This is a genomic window from Coralloluteibacterium stylophorae, assembly GCF_018122625.2.
Taxonomy (GTDB): Bacteria; Pseudomonadota; Gammaproteobacteria; order Xanthomonadales; family Xanthomonadaceae; genus Coralloluteibacterium; species Coralloluteibacterium stylophorae.
This window is the reverse complement of record NZ_JAGQFT020000002.1, coordinates 361,499-380,342: the sequence shown is the minus strand read 5'-3', so window position 1 is coordinate 380,342 and position 18,844 is coordinate 361,499. Positions and strand designations below refer to the sequence as shown.

The window sequence follows — 18,844 nt, the reverse complement described above, 5'->3', positions numbered from 1 at the left end:
TCCGCTCCATGCCCCGTCGCGGCTGAAGCCGTTCCTACAGGGGCGGTGGTGCCAGCTACCGCCTGCCTCCAGTTCCCCGTTCCCGCTTCATCCTTCCCGCTCCCGCCCCACCGCCCTCACCGCAGCCCGGTCTCGTTGCGGGCGATGACCAAGCGCTGGATCTCGCTGGTGCCCTCGTAGATCTCGGTGATCTTGGCGTCGCGGAAGTAGCGCTCCAGCGGCATCTCCTTGGAGTAGCCCATGCCGCCGTGGATCTGCACCGCCTGGTGCGCGATCCACATGGCCGTCTCCGAGGCGGTGAGCTTGGCCACCGAAGCCTCGGTCGAATAGCGCCCGCCGGAAGCCTGCGCCTTCTGCTTGGCCCAGGCCGCGCGCAGGGTCAGCAGGGTCGCGGCGTCGAGCCGGCACTTCATGTCGGCGATCTTGGCCTGGGTCATCTGGAAGCTGCCGATCGGCTGACCGAAGGACTTGCGCTCCTTGACGTAGTCGAGCGTCGCCTCGTATGCGGCGCGCGCCACGCCCACCGCCTGCGAGGCGATGCCGATGCGGCCGGCGTCGAGCACGCTCATGGCGATGCCGAAGCCCCTGCCCTCCTCGCCGATCCGATTGGCCACCGGCACGCGGTAGTCGACGAACTCGATCTCGCAGGTGGCCGAGGCGCGGATGCCGAGCTTGGGCTCGGTCTTGCCGCGGTGGAAGCCGGGCTCCTCGGTGTCGATCACGAAGGCGCTGATGCCCTTGGCCCCCTGCTCGGGATCGGTCATCGCGAACAGCACGATGTACTTGGCCACCGGGCCCGACGTGATCCAGCTCTTCTTGCCGTTGACCACGTAGTGGCTGCCGTCGGCCGACAGTACCGCCCGCGTGCGCATGGCCGAGGCGTCGGAGCCGGACTGCGGCTCGGTCAGCGCGTAGGCGCCGATCGCCTCGCCCGAGGCGATGGGGGTGACGAAACGCTGCTTCTGCTCCTCGCTGCCGTTCTTCAGCAGCCCGGCGCAGTAGAGCGAGTTGTTGACCGACATGATGGTCGAGTGCGCGCAGTCGGCCGCGGCGATCTCGATCATCGCCAGCGCGTAGCCGATCGCGTCCAGGCCGGCGCCGCCGTATTCGACCGGCACCTCGATGCCCATCAGGCCGTTCTCGCCGAGCAGGCGGACGTTGTCCATCGGGAACTCGCCGGTGCGGTCGAACTCGGCCGCGGTCGGGGCGATCCGCTCGCGCGCGATGCGCCGCGCGATGTCCTGGATCATCAGCTGCTCTTCGGTGAAGTCGAAATCCACGGGCTGCTCCGTTGCGGGGTGCGAATGCGGGTGAGGGAGTGCGGATTCTACAGATCCATACGCGGACGTATCGAGATCTCGGGACCTGCTCGCCTTGACGCCTCCGGAGCCGGCTCCTAGCCTTCCATCCCCGAATCCGAATAGAAGGATATGCATGGACCTCGATGCCTGGTCGGCCTGCCTGCGCGTGCTCTCGGATGCGACCCGGGTGCGCCTGCTGGCCCTGCTCGAGCGCGAGGAGCTGACCGTGGCCGAGCTGTCGTCGATCACTCGCCTGGCGCAGCCGCGCGTGTCCACGCACCTGGCCAAGCTCAAGGAGGCGCGCCTGGTGCGCGACCGCCGCGCCGGCGTCTCGGCCTACTACCGCTTCGATCCGGAAGGCCTCGACGGCGCCGCCGGCGCGCTGTGGAGCACGCTGTCGCAGGACGCCGACGACCCGCTGCTGCGCCAGGACGCCGAGCGCCTGCCGGTGGTGCTGGCCGCGCGCGCCGCCGACCGCAACTGGGCGGATTCGGTGGCCGGCGACATGGAACGCCACTACTCGCCCGGACGCACCTGGGAGGCGATGGCGCGCTCGATCCTGCCCCTGCTCGAGACCGGCGACGTGCTCGACATCGCCTCCGGCGACGGCGTGCTCGCCGAGCTGCTGGCCCCGCATTCGCACCGCTATGTCTGCATCGACTCCAGCCAGCGCGTGGTCGCCGCCGCGCGCGAGCGGCTCGCGCCGCTGAAGCAGGTCAGCGTCGAGACCGGCGACATGCACGCCCTGCCGGTCCCGGACGCGAGCTTCGACCTGGTGCTGCTGATGCACGCGCTGAGCTACGCGGCCAAGCCCGCGCAGGCGGTGGCCGAAGCCGCGCGCGCGCTGCGCCCGGGCGGACGCCTGGTCGCGGTCAACCTCGCCCGCCACGAGCACGCCGCGGTGGTGCAGCCCTACGGCCACGCCAACCTCGGCTTCGGCGCCAAGGAACTGCGCCGGCTCGCGGAGAAGGCCGGCCTGCAGGTCCTGGTGTGCGAGACGGTGACGCGCGAGAAGCGCCCGCCGCATTTCGAGGTGCTGTCGATGACGGCGCGCAAGCCGTGAGCGCGCGCGCCCTGCCCTGGCTGCGTCCCGCGCGCGTCGCCGCGCTCCAGGCCGCGCTCGGCGAGCGGATCCTGATCCTGGACGGCGCGATGGGCACCATGATCCAACGCCACCGGCTGGAGGAGGCCGACTACCGCGGCGAGCGCTTCGCCCACGGCTTCGACGCGCTGGTGCATCTCGACGACCACGTGCACGGCGCCGGCTGCGGCTGCATCGGCCACGACCTCAAGGGCAACAACGACCTGCTGACCCTGACCCGGCCGGAGATCATCCGCGACATCCACGCCGCCTACCTCGCCGCCGGCGCCGACATGGTGGAGACCAACACCTTCAACGCCACCTCGGTGTCGCAGGCCGACTACCACCTCGAGCACCTGGTGCGCGAACTCAACCTCGAAGGCGCACGCCTGGCGCGCGAGGCCTGCGACGCCGCCGAGGCCGCGGATCCGTCGCGACCGCGCTTCGTGGCCGGGGTGATCGGCCCGACCAGCCGCACCGCCTCGATCAGCCCCGACGTCAACGACCCCGGCTTCCGCGCGGTCGGCTTCGACGATCTGGTCGCGCTCTACCGTGAGGCGGCGGACGCGCTGGTGGACGGCGGCGCCGACGTGCTCATGGTCGAGACCGTGTTCGACACGCTCAACGCCAAGGCCGCGCTGTTCGCGATCGCCGAGAGCTTCCACGCGCGCGGCGCGCGGGTGCCGGTGCTGGTCTCCGGCACCATCACCGACCGCTCCGGACGGACCCTCTCGGGCCAGACCGCCGAGGCGTTCTGGATCTCGCTGGCGCATGCGCGACCGCTGGCGGTGGGCCTGAACTGCGCGCTCGGCGCCAGGGACCTGCGCCCGCATGTCGACGTGCTGGCCCAGGTCGCCGACGCCGCGATCTCCTGCCATCCCAACGCCGGCCTGCCGAACGCCTTCGGCGAGTACGACGAGAGCCCCGAGCAGATGGCCGAGACCCTGCGCGAGTTCGCCGCGAGCGGCCTGCTCAACATCGTCGGCGGCTGCTGCGGAACCACGCCGGAGCACATCGCCGCGATCGCGCAGGCGGTGGCCGGCCTTCCGCCGCGCGCCCTGCCCGCGCCCACGGCAGCAGCGGCATGAGCGCGCGACGCCCGCTGCGCCTGTCCGGCCTCGAGCCGCTGGTCGTCACCGCCGAGAGCAACTTCGTCAACGTCGGCGAGCGCACCAACGTCACCGGCTCGGCGAAGTTCCGCAAGCTGGTCAAGGAAGGCCGCTTCGCCGAGGCCGTTGACATCGCCCGCCAGCAGGTCGAGGGCGGCGCGCAGATCATCGACGTCAACATGGACGAGGGCCTGCTCGATTCCGAGCAGGCGATGGTGACCTTCCTCAACCTGATCGCCGCCGAGCCCGACATCGCGCGGGTGCCGGTCATGGTCGACAGCTCGAAGTGGAGCGTGATCGAGGCCGGGCTGAAGTGCCTGCAGGGTAAGGGCATCGTCAACTCGATCTCGCTCAAGGAGGGCGAGGACGCGTTCCGCGCGCACGCGGCGACGGTGCGCCGCTACGGCGCGGCGGTGGTGGTGATGGCGTTCGACGAGCAGGGCCAGGCCGACACCTGCGCGCGCAAGGTCGAGATCTGCACGCGGGCCTACCGGATCCTGGTCGACGAACTCGACTTCCCGCCCGAGGACATCGTCTTCGACCCCAACATCTTCGCGGTCGCCACCGGCATCGCCGAGCACGACAACTACGCGGTCGACTTCATCGAGGCCACGCGGATCATCCGCCGCACCCTGCCGCACTGCCACGTCTCCGGCGGCGTCTCCAACGTCTCGTTCTCCTTCCGCGGCAACGAGACCGTGCGCCAGGCGATCCACGCGGTGTTCCTCTACCACGCGATCGCCGCGGGCATGGACTTCGGCATCGTCAACGCCGGCGCGATGCCGCTCTACGACGATCTCGACCCGGAGCTGCGCGAGCGCGTGGAGGACGTCATCCTCAACCGCCGCGCCGACGGCACCGAGCGCCTGCTGGAGATCGCCGAGCGCTTCCGCGAGAGCAAGGGTGCGGCCAGGGTCGAGAACCTGGCCTGGCGCGAGGCCGACGTGCGCGCGCGCCTGAGCCACGCGCTGGTGCACGGCATCGACCAGTACATCGAGGCCGACACCGAGGAGGCGCGCGCCGCCGCGACGCGCCCGCTCGACGTCATCGAGGGCCCGTTGATGGACGGCATGAACGTCGTCGGCGACCGCTTCGGCGCGGGCAGGATGTTCCTGCCGCAGGTGGTGAAGTCCGCGCGGGTGATGAAGAAGGCGGTGGCCTACCTGCTGCCCTTCATCGAGGCGGAGAAGGCGAAGTCCGGCGACGTCGGCCGCAACAACGGCACCATCCTCATGGCCACGGTCAAGGGCGACGTGCACGACATCGGCAAGAACATCGTCGGCGTGGTCCTGGCCTGCAACAACTTCGAGGTCGTCGACCTCGGCGTGATGGTGCCGGCGCAGACCATCCTCGACCGCGCCCGCGAGGTCGGCGCCGACCTGATCGGCCTGTCCGGCCTGATCACGCCCTCGCTCGAGGAGATGAGCCACGTCGCCCGCGAGCTGGCGCGGCAGGGGTTCCAGATCCCGCTGCTGATCGGCGGTGCGACCACCTCGCGCGCGCATACCGCGCTGCGCATCGCGCCGCACTACCCGCATCCGACGGTGTGGGTGAAGGACGCCTCGCGCGCGGTCGGCGTGGCGCAGTCGCTGATCAGCCCGGAGCTGCGCGGCGCCTTCGTCGCCGCCAACGAGTCCGACTACGCCGAGATCCGCCGTCGCCATGCCAACCGCGGCGACGCCAAACGCCTGGTGCCGCTGGGCAAGGCGCGCGGCCAGCGCTTCGACGGGCGCTGGAACGACTATGCGCCGCCGCCGGCGGCGCGGCCCGGGGTGCACGTCTTCGACGACGTCGCCCTCGACATCCTGCTGCCCTTCATCGACTGGTCGCCGTTCTTCAACGCCTGGGAGCTGGCCGGGCGCTATCCGCAGATCCTCGAGGACGAGATCGTCGGCGCGCAGGCCACCGAACTCTTCGCCGACGCGCAGGCCATGCTCGCGCGCATCGTCGGCGAGAAGTGGCTGCAGGCCAGGGCGGTGGTCGGGCTGTGGCCGGCGAGCGCGGTCGGCGACGACGTCGAGGTCTACGCGCCCGACGATCCAGCCCGGCGCATCGCCACCTTCCATTTCCTGCGCCAGCAGGTCGACAAGCCGCCGGAGCGGCCGGACTTCTGCCTGGCCGATTTCGTCGCGCCGAAGGACAGCGGGCGCGGCGACTGGATCGGCGCCTTCGCGGTCACCGCCGGGCTCGGCATCGACGCCCACGTCGCCCGCTTCGAGGCCGCCCACGACGACTACAACGCGATCCTGCTCAAGGCGCTCGCCGATCGCCTGGCCGAGGCCCTGGCCGAAGCCATGCACCGGCGCGTGCGCACCGGGCTCTGGGGCTATGCGCCGGACGAGGCGCTGGACAACGACGCGCTCATCGGCGAGCGCTACCGCGGCATCCGTCCCGCACCGGGCTACCCGGCCTGTCCCGAGCACAGCGAGAAGACCACGATCTTCGAGCTGCTCGATGCCGGCGCGAACGCCGGCATGACGCTCACCGAGAGCTTCGCCATGCTGCCCACCGCGGCGGTGAGCGGCTTCTACTTCGCCCACCCCGACAGCCAGTACTTCGTGGTCGGCCGCGTCGGCCGCGACCAGGTCGAGGACTACGCGCGGCGCAAGGGCGTCGAGCGCGCCCGGGTCGAGCGCTGGCTGGCCTCGAACCTGGACTACGACCCGGAGTAGCGCCGGCGTCAGTCGATGCCGAGCGCGGCGAGCACGGCGTCGGCGAGTTCGTCCACCGTGCGCGCGGCCGCGTCGAGGTGCAGCTCCGGTGCGGCGGGCGGTTCGTAGGGCGAGCCGATGCCGGTGAAGTTGGCGATCGCGCCGGAGCGCGCCTTGCGGTACAGGCCCTTGGGATCGCGCGCCTCCGCCACCGCCAGCGGCACGTCGACGAAGGCCTCGACGAACTCATCGCCGGCGAAGCGCGCGCGCGCCATCTCGCGGTCGGCGCGGAACGGCGAGATCAGGCTGACCAGCACGATCAGGCCGGCGTCGGCCATCAGCCGCGCCACCTCGGCGGCGCGGCGCACGTTCTCGACCCGGTCGACCTCGCCGAAGCCGAGGTCGCGGTTGAGGCCGTGGCGCAGGTTGTCGCCGTCGAGCAGGAAGCTGTGCAGTCCACGCGCGTTGAGCCGTTCCTCGACGCGCCCGGCGATGGTCGACTTGCCTGCCCCCGACAGCCCGGTGAACCACACCACGCGCGGGCGCTGACCCTTGATGCGGGCGCGCGCCGCGGCGTCCACGCCGGCCGCCGACCAGTGCACGTTCTCGGCGCGGCGCAGGGCGTGCTCGATGGTGCCCACCGCGGCGGTGGCATTGGTCTCGCGGTCGATCAGGATGAAGCCGCCGAGCGTGCGGTCGCGCACGAAGGGCGCGTAGGCGACCGGCGCCTCGGCGACGAGGTGGCAGAGGCCGACCTCGTTGAGCTCGAGCCGCCGCGCGGCGATCTCCTGCTGGGTGTTGACGTCGACGCGGTGGCGGATCTCGCCGACGCTCGCCGGCACGCTGCGCGTGCCCAGCTTCATCAGGTAGCGCCGACCCGGCAGCAGCGGCGCGTCGTCCATCCACAGCAGGCGCACGGCGAAGCCGTCGGCCACCTGCACCGGGTCGGCCGCGGCGGCGATGACGTCGCCGCGGGCGACGTCGATCTGGTCGGCGAGCACCAGGGTCACCGCCTCGCCGGCCACCGCCGGCGCGTCGGAGCCGTCGGCGCGCAGCACCCGGGCGATGCGCGAGCGCCGGCCCGAGGGCAACGCGACCACCTCGTCGCCCGGCACCGCCGTGCCCGCCGCGACGGTGCCGGCGAGGCCGCGGAAGTCCTGGTGCGGCCGGTTCACCCACTGCACCGGCATGCGCAGCGCGCCGGCCTCGGCGGGATCGGCGATCTCGACCGTCTCCAGGTGCTCGAGCAGGGTCGGACCGGCGTACCACGGCATGGCCCGCGAGGGCGTCGACAGGTTGTCGCCCTCGAGCGCCGACATAGGGATGCAGGTGACCCGGGAGATGCCGAGCTGCTCGGCGAGCTCGAGGTAGTCCGAGGCGATGCGGTCGAAGCGTCGCTGCGAGTGGTCGACCAGGTCCATCTTGTTGACCGCCAGCACCACGTGGCGCACGCCGAACAGCGACAGGATGTAGCTGTGCCGCCGGGTCTGGGTCAGCACGCCCCTGCGCGCGTCGACCAGCACGATCGCCAGCTCCGCCTGCGAGGCGCCGGTCGCCATGTTGCGCGTGTACTGCTCGTGGCCGGGGCAGTCGGCGACGATGAAGCGGCGGCGGTCGGTGGCGAAGTAGCGCCAGGCGACGTCGATGGTGATGCCCTGCTCGCGCTCTGCGGCCAGGCCGTCGAGGAGCAGCGCGTAGTCGATCTCGCCGCCGCGGGTGCCGTGGCGGCGGCTGTCGGCGGCCAGCGCGGCGAGCTGGTCGTCGAACAGGCGCTTGCTGTCGAACAGCAGGCGCCCGATCAGGGTGCTCTTGCCGTCGTCGACGCTGCCGCAGGTGATGAAGCGCAGCAGACGGCTGTCCTCGTGCCGCTTCAGGTAGGCGTCGATGGCGTCCGGCGCGGCGACGTGCATGTCCATCAGAAATAACCCTCGAGCTTCTTCTTCTCCATCGACGCGCCCTGGTCGCGGTCGATCATCCGGCCCTGGCGCTCCGAGCTGCGGGCGACCAGCATCTCGGCGATGACCTTCTCCAGCGTGTCCGCCCCGGACTCGATCGCGCCGGTCAGCGGGTAGCAGCCCAGCGTGCGGAAACGCACGCGGCGGCGCTGCGGCACCTCGCCCGGGGCGAGCGGCAGGCGCGCGTCGTCGACCATCACCAGCGCGCCGTCGCGTTCCACCACCGGACGTTCCGCGGCGAAGTACAGCGGCACCACCGGGATGGCCTCGCGGTGGATGTAGAGCCAGACGTCGAGCTCGGTCCAGTTCGACAGCGGGAACACGCGCACACCCTCGCCGCGCGCGATGCGCGCGTTGTAGAGGTTCCACAGCTCCGGCCGCTGGTTGCGCGGGTCCCAGCGCTGGTGCGCGTTGCGGAACGAGAACACGCGCTCCTTGGCGCGCGTGCGCTCCTCGTCGCGACGCGCGCCGCCGATGGCCGCGTCGAACCCGTGCAGCGCGAGCGCCTGGCGCAGCGCCTGGGTCTTCATCACGTCGGTGTGCACGGTGGCGCCGTGGCTGAAGGGCCCGATGCCGGCGGCCAGCCCCTCGCGGTTGACGTGCACGTGCAGGCGCACGCCGGTCTCGGCGGCGCGGCGGTCGCGGAAGGCGATCATCTCGCGGAACTTCCACGTGGTATCGACGTGCAGCAGCGGGATCGGCGGCGGCGCCGGGGCGAAGGCCTTCAGCAGCAGGTGCAGCAGCACCGAGCTGTCCTTGCCGATCGAGTACAGCAGGACCGGGTTCTCGAATTCGGCCGCCACCTCGCGGAGGATGTGGATGCTCTCGGCCTCGAGGCGGTCCAGATGGGTGAGGGTGCGCGTGCTCATGCTGGGATCGGAAGCGAGGGGAGCCGGACGGGCCGGATTGCGGCGGAGTATTCGCGCAGGCGTCCGCACGGATGAAATGAAGCCGCGGCATGAGTCCATAACCAGCCGTCCTTTCCGTGGCAGCGGGCCGGGTTTTTAGGATCGCCCCGTCCCGTCCCGCAGCCGTCACGCCATGCCCTCTCTCCCCGACGCCCTCGCGCTGCCGCTTCCCGAGCCGCGCCGCGCCCAGCTCGCCGCAGCGCTGGAAGGGCTGGACCGCGATGCGCTGTGGTGGATCTCGGGCTATGCCGCCGGTCTCGCCCGCGGCGGCGCGGCCGCCGCGCCTCCGGCGACGCCGGCCGCGGCCTCGCCGCCCGCGGCGAGCCTCACCATCGTCCACGGCAGCCAGACCGGCAACGCGCGGCGCGAGGCCGAGCGCCTGGCCGCCGCCGCCGAGGCCGCCGGCCTCGCGGTGCGCGTGCTCGCCGCGGGCGCCTATCCGCAGCGCGAACTCGCCAAGGAGCGCCTGCTCTACGTGGTCATCAGCACCCAGGGCGAAGGCGATCCGCCGGACGACGCGGTGGCCCTGCTCGAATTCCTCGGCAGCCGCCGCGCACCGAAGCTGCCCGAGCTGCACTACGCCGTGCTCGGCCTCGGCGACTCCAGCTATCCGCAGTTCTGCGCCATCGGCGACCGCCTCGACGCGCGCCTGGCCGAACTCGGCGCCCGCCGCGTGCTGCCGGCGGCGCAGGCCGATCTCGACATCGAGACCGTGGCCGGCCCGTGGCGCGAGCGCGTCCTCGCCGAGGCGCGGGCGCTGCTGGCGCGGCCGGCCGCCGGCGGTACGGTCACGCCGCTGCGGGTGGTGCCGCACGTGCCGGCGCCCGCCGGCCCGGTCGAGGCCGAGGTGGTCGCCAACCAGCCGCTGAGCGGCCGCGGCCTGCGCGGCGTGCATGCGCCCGCGGACAAGGACGTGCGCCACATCGAACTGCTGCTCGACGGCGCCGGCCTCGCCTACGAACCCGGCGACGCCCTGGCCGTGCACGCGCCCAACGACGCGGCCGCGGCGGCGGCGGTCCTGGCCGCGACCGGGCTGGACGCCGATGCCGAGGTCGTCCTCGGCGACGCCCGCCTGCCGCTGCGCGAGGCGCTGCGCACCGCCCGCGAGCTCGGCAGGCCCGCCCGCCCCTTCCTCGCCGCGCACGCCGCCCGCGCCGGCGCCGGCGAGCTGACCGCGATGCTGGAGGGCGACGGCGCCGGCGACCTCGCCCTGCTGCTCGCCAGCCACCGCGTGGTCGACGTGCTGCGGCGCTGGCCCGCGCGCTGGGAGGCGCAGGCCCTGGTCGAGGCGCTGCGCCCGCTGGCGCCGCGCTCGTACTCGATCGCCTCCAGCCGGCGCCGGGTCGGCGACGAGGCCCACCTGCTGGTCGACGTGCTGCGCTACGACGCCTTCGGCGAGGCGCGGACCGGCACCGCCAGCGGCTTCCTCGCCGGGCTCGCCGACGGCGACCGCGTGCCGGTCCGGCTGGAGCCCAACCCGCGCTTCCGCCTGCCGGCCGACGGCAGCCGCGACATCGTCATGATCGGCCCCGGCACCGGCGTCGCCCCGTTCCGCGGCTTCGTCCAGGAACGCGCCGAGACCGGCGCCTCCGGGCGCAACTGGCTGCTGTTCGGCGCACGCCACTTCCACAGCGACTTCCACTACCAGCTGGAATGGCAGCAGGCCCTGCGCGAGCGTGCGCTGCACCGCCTCGACCTCGCCTTCTCGCGCGACCAGGCGGAGAAGGTCTACGTGCAGGACCGCCTGCGCGAGCACGGCCGCACCCTGGTCGAGTGGATCGACGGCGGCGCCCACCTCTACGTCTGCGGCGCGGTGGCCATGGGCCGCGACGTGCACGCGGCGCTGGTCGAGATCCTCGCCACCCACACCGGCGCCGACCCCGAGGACGCCGCCGCCACCCTCGCCGCGCTGCAGGCCGAAGGCCGCTACAGCCGCGACGTCTACTGAGCCGGACCCACCATGAGCACCCACTCCGTCGAGGACATCAAGCAGCACAGCCGCCGCCTGCGCGGCACGATCGAGGCCGGCCTCGCCGATCCGGTCACCGGCGCCCTGTCAGAGGCCGACACCACGGTCATCAAGTACCACGGCAGCTACCAGCAGGACGACCGCGACCTGCGCGACGAGCGCCGCCGGCAAAAGCTCGAGCCGGCCTACCAGTTCATGATCCGCACGCGCACGCCGGGCGGCGTGGTCACCCCGGCGCAGTGGCTGGCGCTGGACGCCATCGCCACCCGCCATGCCAACCATTCGCTGCGCATCACCACGCGCCAGGCGTTCCAGTTCCACGGCGTGATCAAGCGCGAGCTCAAGGCGACGATGCAGGCGATAAACGCCAGCCTCATCGACACCCTCGCCGCCTGCGGCGACGTCAACCGCAACGTGCAGGTCGCGGCCAACCCGCTGCTCTCGGCCGCCCATGCCACGCTGTACGCGGACGCCGCGGCGGTGTCCGAACACCTGCTGCCCAACAGCCGCGCCTACTACGAGATCTGGCTCGACGAGGAGCGCGTGGCCGGCAGCGGCGAGGAGACCGAGCCGGTCTACGGCGAGCGCTACCTGCCGCGCAAGTTCAAGATCGGCTTCGCGCTGCCGCCGCTGAACGACGTCGACGTGTTCGCCAACGACCTGGGGCTGATCGGCGTTGCTGGCGACGACGGCAGCATCCTCGGCTACGACGTCAGCATCGGCGGCGGCATGGGCGCGAGCCACGGCGACGCCGAGACCTACCCGCGGGTCGGCAGCGTGATCGGCTTCGTCCCGCGCGAGCGCCTGCTGGAGGTGGCGACCGCAGTGGTCACCACCCAGCGCGACCTCGGCAACCGCGAGATCCGCAAGCGCGCACGCTTCAAGTACACCATCGACGACCGCGGTCTGGATGCGATCCGCGCCGAGATCGAGCGCCGTGCCGGCATCGCCTTCGCGCCGCCGCGTGCCGGCCGGTTCGAGCACAACGGCGACCGCTTCGGCTGGACCGAGGGCGACGACGGACGCTGGCACCTGACCCTGCAGGTCGTCGCCGGGCGCATCGCCGACCGTCCCGGTGCGCTGCACCTGACCGGGCTGCGCGCGATCGCGGCGATCCACCGCGGCGAGTTCCGCCTGACCCCGAACCAGAACCTGGTGGTGGCCGGGGTCGAGCCCGCCGAGCGCGCGCGGATCGACGCCCTCGTCGAAAACCACGGCCTCGACGCCGGCCTGCGCGGCAGCGCCCTGGCGCGCGGTGCGCTGGCCTGCGTGGCGCTGCCGACCTGCGGCCTGGCGATGGCCGAGGCCGAGCGCTACCTGCCGGACTTCAGCGCACGGCTCGACGCGCTGCTCGATGGCCACGGGCTGCGGGAGGTGCCGATCGTGCTGCGCATCTCCGGCTGCCCGAACGGCTGCTCGCGGCCCTATCTCGCCGAGATCGCCCTGGTCGGCAAGGCGCCGGGTCGCTACAACCTCATGCTCGGCGGTGACCGCCGCGGCCAGCGCCTCAACACCCTGCACCGCGAGAACGTCGCCGAGGAGGAGATCCTGGCCACGCTCGATCCGCTGCTGGCCCGCTTCGCCGCCGAACGCGGCGGCGACGAGGGCTTCGGCGACTTCCTGCACCGCACCGGCATCGTCGCCCTGCCGCCGTACCCCACCCACCGCGTCGTGGAGGAGGCGCCGGCATGAGCGCTGCACCGCACGTTCCAGGCGACGACGCGGCGCTGGCCGCCTGCGACGCCTGGCTCGCCGACCGCAGCGCACCCGAACGACTCGCCTGGGCGCTGGCGACGCTGCCGGGCGCACACGTGCTGTCCTCCAGCTTCGGGACCCAGGCGGCGGTGTCGCTGCACATGGCGGCGACCTTGCGCCCCGACATCCCGGTGGTGCTGATCGACACCGGCTACCTGTTCGCCGAGACCTACCGCTTCGCAGACGCCCTGCGCGAGCGCCTCGGCCTCGACCTGCGCGTCTACCGCGCCGAGGTCGGCGCCGCCTGGATGGAGGCGCGCCACGGGCGCCTGTGGGAACAGGGCGCCGCAGGCCTGGCGACCTACAACCGGATCCGCAAGGTCGAACCCATGCGCCGCGCGCTCGCCGAGCTCGGCGCAGGCACCTGGATCACCGGCCTGCGCCGCCGCCAGGCGCGCAGCCGCGCCGGGATCGGCCTGCTCGAGCGCCACGACGCGCTGTGGAAGCTCAACCCGCTCGCCGACTGGAGCGACCGCGATGTCTGGCAGTACCTGCGCGCCCACGACCTGCCCTACCACCCGCTGTGGGAGCAGGGCTACGTGTCGGTAGGCGATACCCACTCGACCCGCCCGCTCGCCGATGGCATGGACCCGGAGGACACCCGCTTCCACGGCCTGGTCCGCGAGTGCGGTCTGCACGTGGAGATCTGAGGACGTTCAGACCGTGATGGTCTGGGTCAGCTCCTGCCAGGTCGGCGGCGTGTTCCACGCGGCCTCGCGGTTGCCCTCCATCACCGCGCGCAGCTCGCGGCCATCGACCTGGGGCGCCATCGCGTGCACCAGCTCCACGGTGTAGTCGCGCAGCACGCTCTCGCGCGGCAGCAGGGCCCAGGTGATGCATTCGGGGATGTCGGCCGGCGCGTCCATCACCCGCAGGTCGGTGTCGGCGGCGGTCAGCGCCATCTCCGCGAGCAGGCCGACGCCGAAGCCGCGCCGCACGTAGGTCTTGATGACGTCGGCGTCGATCGCGGTGAGCGAGAAGGTCGGCTCCAGCGCCTCGGCGGCGAAGGCGCCGCGCAACGACGAATCGTCGTTGTTGGAGGATTCGTAGCTGATCAATGGGTGCTCGGCGAGCGTGCGCAGGCCGGGCGACGGGCCGGGCCGGTCCAGCGCGTGGCCGGTCGGCACGACCACCTTGCGGCGCCAGCGGTACAGGGGCACGGCCACGCCGCCCACCGGCACGCTGCCCGCGGTGCTGATGATCGCCAGATCGGCGCGGCCGGCGCGCAGCAGGTCGAGCAGGGCGTCCTCCGGCACCGGCTGCAGGTGCACGTTGATCAGCGGGAAGGCGCGACGGACCTGCGCGATCGCCGGCGGCAGCACGAAGCTGGCCTGGGTATGGGTGGTCGCCACCCCGAGGCGGCCGCGGCGCTCGCGGCGGCGGTTGGCGGCGACGCTGCGGATGTTGTTGGTCTCCGCCAGCACCGTGCGCGCATGGGCGATGATCTCGGCGCCGGCCTCGGTCACCGCGCCGAGGCTGCGGCCGCGACGGGAGAACAGCAGGAAACCGAGCTCGTCCTCGAGCTGCTTGAGCTGCTTGGACAGGCCCGGCTGGGTCGCGTGCACGCGCGCGGCGGCCAGGGTGATGTTGAGGTCGGCGTCGGCGATGGCGACGAGGTAGCGGAGCTGGGTGAGCGTCATCCTTGCGGGTCCGGCGGCGGCGGGCGGCACGGCCCGTCCCGGGACTCTAGGCGATCGCCGCGCGGGCAGGGTCCGCACTCATGACCACACTGCATATCGTCGGCACGCCAAATCATTTCCGGCGCGCCCGCCGCGGGCCTAGCGTGACTGCATCGCGATCGCGCCCGAGGTGCGCCATGCCCCGTCTCTTCGCCCTGTTCGCCGACCTCGCCGGACGCACCGTGGTGGTGGTCGGCGGCGGTCCCGTCGCCGAGCGCAAGGTCGCCGCGCTGCTCGCGGCCGGCGCCAGCGTCGAGGTGGTGGCGCCGGCGCTGTGCGAGGGCCTGTTGCGCCAGGCCGGGAACGGTACGGTGCGCTGGTGGCGCGGCCGCTTCGAACCGGCGCGGCTGGACGCCGCCTGGCTGGTCGTCGCCGCCACCGACGACGTCGAGGTCAACCGCGAGGTCGCCGCCGCCGCCGAGGCGCGCCGGATCCTGGCCAACGTGGTCGACGACGCCGCCCTGTCCAGCGTGCAGGTGCCGGCCGTCGTCGATCGCGGTCCGGTGCAGGTCGCGATCTCCAGCGGCGGCGGGGTCCCGATGCTGGCGCGGTTGCTGCGCCGGCGGCTCGAGACCGAGCTCGATGCCTCGATCGGCGACCTCGCGACGCTGCTCGCGCGCCGCCGCGGCGACATCCGCGCGCGCCTGCCGGCGCCCGCCGACCGGCGCCGCTTCTTCGACGCCCTGCTCGACGGCCCGCTTCCCGGCCTGGTCCGCCGGCGCCGCATGGCCGAGGCGGAGGCGGCGCTGGACGCCGCCCTCGCGCAGCCGCAGGCGTCGACTGCCGCCGCCGGCTCGGTGGTGCTGGTCGGCGCGGGCCCCGGCGATCCGGGCCTGCTGACCCTGGCCGCGCTGCGCGCGCTGAACGAGGCAGACGTCATCCTCCACGACCAGCTGGTCAGCGCCGAGGTGCTGGCGCTGGCGCGGCGCGACGCCGACTTCGTCGCGGTCGGCAAGAGCGCGGGCGGGCACAGCGTCGCCCAGAGCCGGATCCACGCGCTGATGCGCGAGCACGCGCGCGCCGGGCGCCGCGTGGTGCGGCTCAAGGGCGGCGATCCGTTCGTGTTCGGGCGCGGCGGCGAGGAACTCGAGTTCCTGCGCGCCGAGGGCATCGCCTGGTCCGTGGTCCCCGGCATCACCGCGGCGGTGGCCTGCGCGGCCTACGCCGGCGTGCCGCTGACCCACCGCGCGCACGCCCAGTCGGTGCGCCTGGTCACCGCGCACTGCAGCGATTCGCTGGACACGCTCGACTGGGACGCGCTGGCGCAGGAGCGGCAGACGCTCGCGGTCTACATGGGCGTCGGCAGCCTCGCCACCCTGCGCGAGCGCCTCATCGCCGCCGGGCGCGGCGGCACCACGCCCTATGCCCTGGTCGAGAACGGCTCGCGGCCGGATCAGCGGGTGATCGCCGGGCAGCTCGCGCGGCTGCCCGAGGACGCGGCGCGCCATGCGGTGCGTTCGCCCGCGCTGCTGATCCTCGGCGAGGTCGCCGGGCTGGCGACGGAACTGGCCTGGTTCGGGGCGCCGCCGCTGCGCGGCGAGCACCCCCTGCCGGCCGCCGCCTGAGCGGCCGGCGCGCAGCCTCAGCGGGCGCGACGACGCTCGGGCGACGGCGCCAGCGCGTCGAGCTGCGCGGAAAGCTGCTGCACGCGTTCGCGCTGCGGCTGCAGGTCGGGGGTGACCGCAAGCGTGATCGACTCCATGCGCTGGCGCAGCTGCTCGAGCCGCTGGCGGTCGATGCCCATGGCCTCGGCGTCGATGTCGCCCAGCGCGGCGGCCGCCTGCTTGATGCGGTCCTCGGCGCTGCCGAAGTTGCGGCGGTCGAGTTCCTCGGCCGCGCCCTGCACCGTGAGCTGGGCCTCGCGCAGCTGCAGCCAGTCCTCGACCACCGCCTGCTGGCGCTGGGCATCGCGGCCGGCGGCGCGGGCGTCGGCGAGCTCGGTGGTCAGCGACTCGACCTCGGCCGCGGGGCCGGCACGGCCGAGCCAGAAGCCGAGGCCGAACAGCACGACCGCGACCACCAGGGCGACGATCGGCAGCACGGGGCTCTTCCTGCGGCGGGCGGGACGGGCGTCGTGGGTCTGCTCAGTCATGGCGGATGGGTTCCTGCACTTCGGGAGGCGACGAGTCTAGGCGCCACCGGCGCGCAACGCCCGTGAACGTGACGGCGCGGCGCGAGGTCACCAGACCAGGTCGTCGGGCACCTGGTACTTGGGGTCGGCATAGGGATCGTCGGCCGCGGGCGCATCGGGATCGACCTTGAGCGCCACCGCCGGCGCGAACACCGCCTCGGCCTCGGCCAGCACCGCCGCGGTCACCAGCTTGTAGCGCCCGTCGATCTGCAGTACCCCGAGTTCCCCGGCGTTGAGCGCCTTCAGCTGGTCGGCGGTGACGTAGATGCGCTTGATCTTGCCGCCATACTCGAAGTGCCGCGCGATGTCGGCGTCCTCGACGTTGAGCGTCCGGTCCCTGACGAGTTCGGCGAGCTTCGCCCGCGCCTCCCGCCGCGCGCGCGCCTCCTCCTGCTTCTGCTTCTCGGCGGCGATGCGCTCGTTCTTCTCGGTCTGGGCGCGGATCGCGTAGGCCTTGGCCAGGTCCATCTCGCCGCCGCGCGGCCTGCCCTTGGCGGCGCGCTCGCCGCCCTGCCGCCGCGGCGGCGGCGCCTTGTCGCGCGGCTTGCCCTCGCCCCTGCGCTCGCTGCGGTCGGGACGCGGCCCGGCCGGCTTCGACCGGCGCTCCGGCTGCGGGGCGGACTTGAAGCCGAGCTGGGTCAGCTGGTCGCGGAGGCTGTTGCTCATGAGGTGGATCGCTGGGAAGTCGCTGGGAGGACCGGCACGCGCGGATCAGTAATGCGGCGGCGGGGGTTCCGCGCCCGGGTCGGAATTGAGCAGGCCGCGCATCTGGCCGAGGTCGGCGAGCACGCGCTCGAGCTGCAGGGCATTGCGCGCCGATTCGGCCCGCGCCTCGGCGAGGGCGTCGCTCAGTTCGGTGATGGCCTGCTCCTGGAAACTCACCCGCATTTCCAGTTCGACCAGGCGTTCGATCAGATCATCCATCGCGTGAATTCTAGACGAGGCGCCGGCGTCAGAGCCGGGCGTCGGCGGCCTCGCGCGGCAGGACGCGCTTGACGTCGTAGAGCACGCCCCCGGGCACCAGGTGACGGCGGAGCCCCGCGCCGCGCTCGCGGAACTCCCGGTGCGCGACCGCCAGCAGCACCGCGTCGTAGGCGGCGGCGGCCGGTTCGGCCACGGGTGCGAGGCCGAATTCCGCCTCGCAGGCCCATGCGTCGGCCCAGGGATCGTGCAGGTCGACCTCGATCCGGCAGGCCCGCAGTTCCTCGACGATGGTACCGACCTGCGAGTTGCGCAGGTCCGGGCAGTCCTCCTTGAAGGTCACCCCCAGCACCAGCACCCGGCCGCCGGCGATCGGTCGCCCGGCGCGGGCCATCAGCCGGATCAGCTGCGCGGCGACGTAGGGCGCCATGCCCTCGTTGACCCGGCGCGCGGCGGTGATGAGGTCGGGCACGTGGCCGGCCTCGGTCGCCTTGTGGATCAGGTAGTAGGGATCGACGCCGATGCAGTGCCCGCCGACCAGGCCCGGCGAGAACGGCAGGAAGTTCCACTTGGTCCGCGCCGCGGCGAGCACCGCCTCGGTGTCCATCCCCAGCCGCGCGAACACCATCGCCAGCTCGTTGACCAGGGCGATGTTGACGTCGCGCTGGGTGTTCTCGATGGCCTTGGCGGCCTCTGCGGTGCGGATGTCGGGCGCCACGTGGATGCCTGCCGGCACCACCCGCGCGTACAGCGCCTCGAGGAAGGCCGCGGCGTCGGGCGAGGACGCCGAGACCACCTTGACGATGTCGGGCAGGCGCCGCGTACGGTCGCCGGGGTTGATCCGCTCCGGACTGTAGCCCACGGCGAAGTCGCGCCCGCAGGCCAGCCCCGACGCGCGCTCGAGCACCGGTACGCAGGCCTCCTCGGTCGCGCCGGGATAGACGGTCGACTCGTACACGACCACCGCGCCCGTGCGCAGGTGCGCGGCGACGGTGCGGGTGGCGGCCAGCATCGGCCCGAGGTCGGGCAGCTTGCGGCGGTCGACAGGCGTCGGCACCGCGACCACGAACACGTCGCGGTCGGCGAGCACCGCGGGATCGGCCGCCAGCCGCACGCCGGCCAGGTGCGCGAGCTCGTCGGCGTCGAGTTCGCCGGTGCGGTCGCGGCCGGCGGCGAGCTCGGCCACGCGCGCGGGGTCGATGTCGAAGCCCACCGTGTCCAGTCCCGCGCGGGCGAAGGCGGCGGCCAGCGGCAGCCCCACGTAGCCGAGGCCGATCACGGCGATGCGGGCGGACTCGACCTGGGGCAGCTGCGGCATGGGGCGGTGGCTCGACGGGACGCGGCGCGCCGCGGGTGCGGGATTGTCGGTGCCGGCACCGGGCCG

14 protein-coding genes and 1 pseudogene are annotated in these 18,844 nt (G+C 73.0%); 7 read left to right on the top strand and 8 right to left on the bottom strand.

Annotated features, from left to right (window positions below; genetic code table 11):
• Nucleotides 1–116: 116 nt before the first annotated feature.
• Nucleotides 117–1,280: an acyl-CoA dehydrogenase family protein gene (locus KB893_RS04160; protein WP_338026848.1), complete on the bottom strand. Its 1,164-nt coding sequence runs from the start codon at nt 1,278–1,280 to the stop codon at nt 117–119.
• Nucleotides 1,281–1,434: 154 nt separating this feature from the next.
• On the opposite strand from KB893_RS04160, the pseudogene KB893_RS04155 reads away from it, so the two are divergent.
• The 3 genes and pseudogenes from KB893_RS04155 to metH all read left to right on the top strand — a co-directional run.
• Nucleotides 1,435–2,361: pseudogene (locus tag KB893_RS04155) on the top strand (ArsR/SmtB family transcription factor); the annotation flags it as partial.
• Nucleotides 2,361–3,470 (top strand): homocysteine S-methyltransferase family protein, encoded by a 1,110-nt coding sequence (locus KB893_RS04150; RefSeq protein WP_338026847.1) that lies wholly within the window; start codon nt 2,361–2,363, stop codon nt 3,468–3,470. The pseudogene KB893_RS04155 and the gene KB893_RS04150, both read left to right, overlap by 1 nt.
• Nucleotides 3,467–6,163 (top strand): methionine synthase, encoded by a 2,697-nt coding sequence (metH, locus tag KB893_RS04145; protein WP_211927740.1) that lies wholly within the window; start codon nt 3,467–3,469, stop codon nt 6,161–6,163. The genes KB893_RS04150 and metH overlap by 4 nt, the downstream gene beginning before the upstream one ends.
• An 8-nt stretch (nt 6,164–6,171) precedes the next feature.
• On the opposite strand, the gene cysN is transcribed toward metH, so the two are convergent.
• Nucleotides 6,172–8,058, bottom strand: a complete 1,887-nt coding sequence (gene cysN / locus KB893_RS04140) for a sulfate adenylyltransferase subunit CysN (RefSeq protein ID WP_213173456.1) — start codon at nt 8,056–8,058, stop codon at nt 6,172–6,174.
• Nucleotides 8,058–8,966: a sulfate adenylyltransferase subunit CysD gene (cysD, locus tag KB893_RS04135; RefSeq protein ID WP_211928058.1), complete on the bottom strand. Its 909-nt coding sequence runs from the start codon at nt 8,964–8,966 to the stop codon at nt 8,058–8,060. Before cysD ends, cysN begins: the two co-directional genes overlap by 1 nt.
• Nucleotides 8,967–9,138: 172 nt before the next feature.
• Between cysD and KB893_RS04130 the strand changes: the two genes are divergently transcribed.
• Genes KB893_RS04130 through KB893_RS04120 form a run of 3 tightly spaced genes read left to right on the top strand, consistent with a single transcriptional unit; the run spans nt 9,139 to nt 13,379 of the window.
• Nucleotides 9,139–10,953, top strand: a complete 1,815-nt coding sequence (locus KB893_RS04130; protein WP_213173455.1) for an assimilatory sulfite reductase (NADPH) flavoprotein subunit — start codon at nt 9,139–9,141, stop codon at nt 10,951–10,953.
• Nucleotides 10,954–10,965: 12 nt separating this feature from the next.
• Nucleotides 10,966–12,666: an assimilatory sulfite reductase (NADPH) hemoprotein subunit gene (gene cysI, locus KB893_RS04125; RefSeq protein ID WP_213173454.1), complete on the top strand. Its 1,701-nt coding sequence runs from the start codon at nt 10,966–10,968 to the stop codon at nt 12,664–12,666.
• Nucleotides 12,663–13,379 carry a phosphoadenylyl-sulfate reductase gene (locus KB893_RS04120; protein WP_211927418.1) on the top strand — a complete coding sequence of 239 codons (717 nt, stop codon included), beginning with the start codon at nt 12,663–12,665 and terminating at the stop codon, nt 13,377–13,379. The genes cysI and KB893_RS04120 overlap by 4 nt, the downstream gene beginning before the upstream one ends.
• 6 nt (nt 13,380–13,385) lie before the next feature.
• On the opposite strand, the gene KB893_RS04115 is transcribed toward KB893_RS04120, so the two are convergent.
• Complete coding sequence (locus KB893_RS04115; protein ID WP_211927419.1) at nt 13,386–14,369, bottom strand: LysR family transcriptional regulator; 984 nt, start codon at nt 14,367–14,369, stop codon at nt 13,386–13,388.
• Nucleotides 14,370–14,545: 176 nt separating this feature from the next.
• Here KB893_RS04115 and cysG point away from each other — a divergent pair, with 176 nt between their 5' ends.
• Nucleotides 14,546–15,973, top strand: coding sequence for a siroheme synthase CysG (cysG, locus tag KB893_RS04110; protein WP_211927420.1), 1,428 nt, complete (start codon nt 14,546–14,548; stop codon nt 15,971–15,973).
• A 17-nt stretch (nt 15,974–15,990) separates the two neighbouring features.
• Here cysG and KB893_RS04105 read toward each other — a convergent pair whose 3' ends face one another.
• The 4 genes from KB893_RS04105 to KB893_RS04090 all read right to left on the bottom strand — a co-directional run bounded on the left by KB893_RS04105 (nt 15,991) and on the right by KB893_RS04090 (nt 18,778).
• Nucleotides 15,991–16,500, bottom strand: coding sequence for a hypothetical protein (locus KB893_RS04105; RefSeq protein WP_211927421.1), 510 nt, complete (start codon nt 16,498–16,500; stop codon nt 15,991–15,993).
• An 87-nt stretch (nt 16,501–16,587) separates the two neighbouring features.
• Complete coding sequence (locus KB893_RS04100) at nt 16,588–17,205, bottom strand: DUF2058 family protein (protein ID WP_211927422.1); 618 nt, start codon at nt 17,203–17,205, stop codon at nt 16,588–16,590.
• A gap of 45 nt (nt 17,206–17,250) precedes the next feature.
• Nucleotides 17,251–17,463 (bottom strand): SlyX family protein, encoded by a 213-nt coding sequence (locus tag KB893_RS04095; protein WP_211927423.1) that lies wholly within the window; start codon nt 17,461–17,463, stop codon nt 17,251–17,253.
• 28 nt (nt 17,464–17,491) lie between these two features.
• Nucleotides 17,492–18,778, bottom strand: a complete 1,287-nt coding sequence (locus KB893_RS04090; RefSeq protein ID WP_275945910.1) for a nucleotide sugar dehydrogenase — start codon at nt 18,776–18,778, stop codon at nt 17,492–17,494.
• Between the last annotated feature and the right edge of the window lie 66 nt (nt 18,779–18,844).

Coding starts and splice junctions, on each gene's coding strand:
- metH (WP_211927740.1), top strand. CDS start 3,467: ATGAGCGCGCGACGCCCGCTGCGCCTGTCCGGCCTCGAGCCGCTGGTC.
- cysN (WP_213173456.1), bottom strand. CDS start 8,058: ATGGACATGCACGTCGCCGCGCCGGACGCCATCGACGCCTACCTGAAG.
- cysD (WP_211928058.1), bottom strand. CDS start 8,966: ATGAGCACGCGCACCCTCACCCATCTGGACCGCCTCGAGGCCGAGAGC.
- KB893_RS04130 (WP_213173455.1), top strand. CDS start 9,139: ATGCCCTCTCTCCCCGACGCCCTCGCGCTGCCGCTTCCCGAGCCGCGC.
- cysI (WP_213173454.1), top strand. CDS start 10,966: ATGAGCACCCACTCCGTCGAGGACATCAAGCAGCACAGCCGCCGCCTG.
- KB893_RS04120 (WP_211927418.1), top strand. CDS start 12,663: ATGAGCGCTGCACCGCACGTTCCAGGCGACGACGCGGCGCTGGCCGCC.
- KB893_RS04115 (WP_211927419.1), bottom strand. CDS start 14,369: ATGACGCTCACCCAGCTCCGCTACCTCGTCGCCATCGCCGACGCCGAC.
- cysG (WP_211927420.1), top strand. CDS start 14,546: ATGCCCCGTCTCTTCGCCCTGTTCGCCGACCTCGCCGGACGCACCGTG.
- KB893_RS04105 (WP_211927421.1), bottom strand. CDS start 16,500: ATGACTGAGCAGACCCACGACGCCCGTCCCGCCCGCCGCAGGAAGAGC.
- KB893_RS04100 (WP_211927422.1), bottom strand. CDS start 17,205: ATGAGCAACAGCCTCCGCGACCAGCTGACCCAGCTCGGCTTCAAGTCC.
- KB893_RS04095 (WP_211927423.1), bottom strand. CDS start 17,463: ATGGATGATCTGATCGAACGCCTGGTCGAACTGGAAATGCGGGTGAGT.
- KB893_RS04090 (WP_275945910.1), bottom strand. CDS start 18,778: ATGCCGCAGCTGCCCCAGGTCGAGTCCGCCCGCATCGCCGTGATCGGC.